Source organism: Thauera sp. ZXT1-4 (genome assembly GCF_052598215.2).
In genome coordinates this window covers 1-1939 of the sequence record NZ_JBQWSN020000089.1, presented here as the reverse complement: position 1 = coordinate 1939, position 1939 = coordinate 1, and the positions used below count along the sequence as shown (strand labels likewise).

4 protein-coding genes and 1 pseudogene are annotated in these 1939 nt (G+C 62.5%); 4 read left to right on the top strand and 1 reads right to left on the bottom strand.

What is annotated here, in order from left to right:
* A partial coding sequence (locus tag ACUH78_RS19145; protein WP_510497607.1) for a UDP binding domain-containing protein occupies positions 1–437 on the top strand: 437 nt, incomplete at its 5' end.
* A gap of 173 nt (positions 438–610) precedes the next feature.
* Here the strand turns inward: ACUH78_RS19145 and ACUH78_RS19140 are convergent.
* A complete protein-coding gene (locus ACUH78_RS19140; protein WP_445333562.1) occupies positions 611–736 on the bottom strand; it encodes a hypothetical protein in 126 nt (41 codons plus the stop codon).
* Here ACUH78_RS19140 and ACUH78_RS19135 point away from each other — a divergent pair.
* From ACUH78_RS19135 to ACUH78_RS19125, 3 genes and pseudogenes are all read left to right on the top strand, one after another.
* A complete protein-coding gene (locus ACUH78_RS19135) occupies positions 725–955 on the top strand; it encodes a type II toxin-antitoxin system RelE/ParE family toxin (RefSeq protein WP_445333561.1) in 231 nt (76 codons plus the stop codon). The genes ACUH78_RS19140 and ACUH78_RS19135 overlap by 12 nt on opposite strands.
* Positions 945–1256 carry a type II toxin-antitoxin system RelB family anti-toxin gene (gene relB, locus ACUH78_RS19130; protein WP_445333560.1) on the top strand — a complete coding sequence of 104 codons (312 nt, stop codon included), beginning with the start codon at positions 945–947 and terminating at the stop codon, positions 1254–1256. Before ACUH78_RS19135 ends, relB begins: the two co-directional genes overlap by 11 nt.
* An 80-nt stretch (positions 1257–1336) precedes the next feature.
* Positions 1337–1939, top strand: a pseudogene (locus ACUH78_RS19125) (MBOAT family protein); the annotation flags it as partial.

Sequence of the window (1939 nt, the reverse complement as noted above, 5' to 3'; positions counted from 1 at the left end):
CCATCGCCGTCTGGGGCCTGGCCTTCAAGCCCAACACCGACGACATGCGCGAGGCCCCTAGCCGTACGCTCATCGAGGCACTCTGGGAAGCGGGCGCAAAGGTGCGAGCGTATGACCCGGTAGCAATGGACGAAACGCGGCGCATCTACGGCGAACGGCTCGACCTGGCGCTGTGCGGCAACAAGTACAGCGCACTGGAAGGCGCCGATGCGCTAGCCATCTGCACCGAGTGGCAGCAGTTCCGCGCGCCCGATTTCGAGGAGATGCAGGCGCTGCTCCGCGCCAAGCTCATCATCGACGGCCGCAACCTCTACAACCCGGACCGCCTCACCGACGACGGCTGGCACTACTACAGCATCGGCCGCAGTCAACCACAAACCAGTTCCCCCAAGGAACCGAACGAGAGCATGCCCAAGCCCGAGGCGCTCGGCTGCTGAAAGATCAGTGGGAAGTTGAGGTCAGCCCCATTTGTGGAAAATAAACGGGGTCAGACCCCATTTACTCTCAGCACGGCAGCGGCCGCGGCGCGTGGTACGCCTTGAGCTGATCAAAAATCAATGGGGGTCAGACTCGATTGATTCCCACCGAAAAGAAGGCCCCACCTGGCATTCTATTTTGTCATTTTTCCATTTAGCATTTCCGCCTTCATCGAAGCGCAGCCCGAAATGCCAAAGAAACCCTGCCAGTCGGCATCTACGCCGATTTCCTGCGCCTTGTCTTCCTCATGGAAGGGCATGGCGCCGATCTGCAGCTACCGCACTCCCGCGCCATGGGCGACGGACTCTTCGAGTTGCGCTGCAAAGGCGAAGAGGGAATTGGCAGAGCGTTCTACTGCGCCATGCGGGGCCGACAGATCGTCATCCTGCACAGCTTCATCAAGAAGACGCAGGAAACCCCCGATCGCGAACTGAAGACTGCCCGCAAGCGCCTGAAGGAGATCAAACATGACAACTGAGCACTTCAACCCGGTCCCGCTGGACACCAAGGCCGAACTCGGCCGTGCCATGCAGCGCGCGGGATTCAAGGCGGCATGGGATGGGCTGGAAGAGGAATACGCCGCGCTCAACGCACTGCTCGAGGCCCGGAAGCAAGCCGGCCTCACGCAAGAAGAAGTCGCGGCCCGCATGGGCACGACCAAGAGCGCCGTGTCACGGCTCGAAGCCTCGCTACGCACCGACAAGCACTCGCCGTCTTTCGCCACCCTGCGCAAATACGCCCACGCCTGCGGCAAGCGGCTGATCATCAAGATGGTCTGAACACCCCCTACTGACAACCCACCCAGCATCGGTCATCATCGGCCATCCGCCCTGGGCCGCCACGCCACGCCCACCCGCCGATGCTCTTCAACGCCTACGAATTCCTCTTCCTCTTCCTTCCGCTCACGCTCGCCGGCTACTTCTGGGTCGCGCGGCGCGGGCATGAGCCGGCGATCGTCTGGCTGGTGCTGGCCTCGCTGTTCTTCTACGCGTGGTGGCGGCCGGTTTATCTGGTGTTGCTGCTCGTGTCGATGCTCGCCAACTTCGGCCTCGGCAGCCTGCTCGACCAGGCGCACCGACTGGGCCGCCAGCACGCCGGCAAAGCCTGGCTGATCGCTGGCACCGTCTTTAACCTCAGCCTGCTCGGCTACTTCAAATACGCCAACTTCACCGTCAACAGCCTCAACGCACTCGCCGGCACCGACTTCCACCTCGACACCATCATCCTGCCGCTGGCGATCTCCTTCTTCACCTTCCAGCAGATCGCCTACTTGGTCGACGCATACCAAGGCCAGGCGCGCGAATACCGCTTCACCCACTACGCGCTCTTCGTCACCTTCTTTCCGCAGCTCATCGCCGGCCCCATCGTCCATCACCGCGACATGCTGCCGCAGTTCATGCAGCCCGGCGGTAACCGTCCGAGCAACCCCGCCCCCCCGGCGGAGCCGGCGACTTCAGAGATC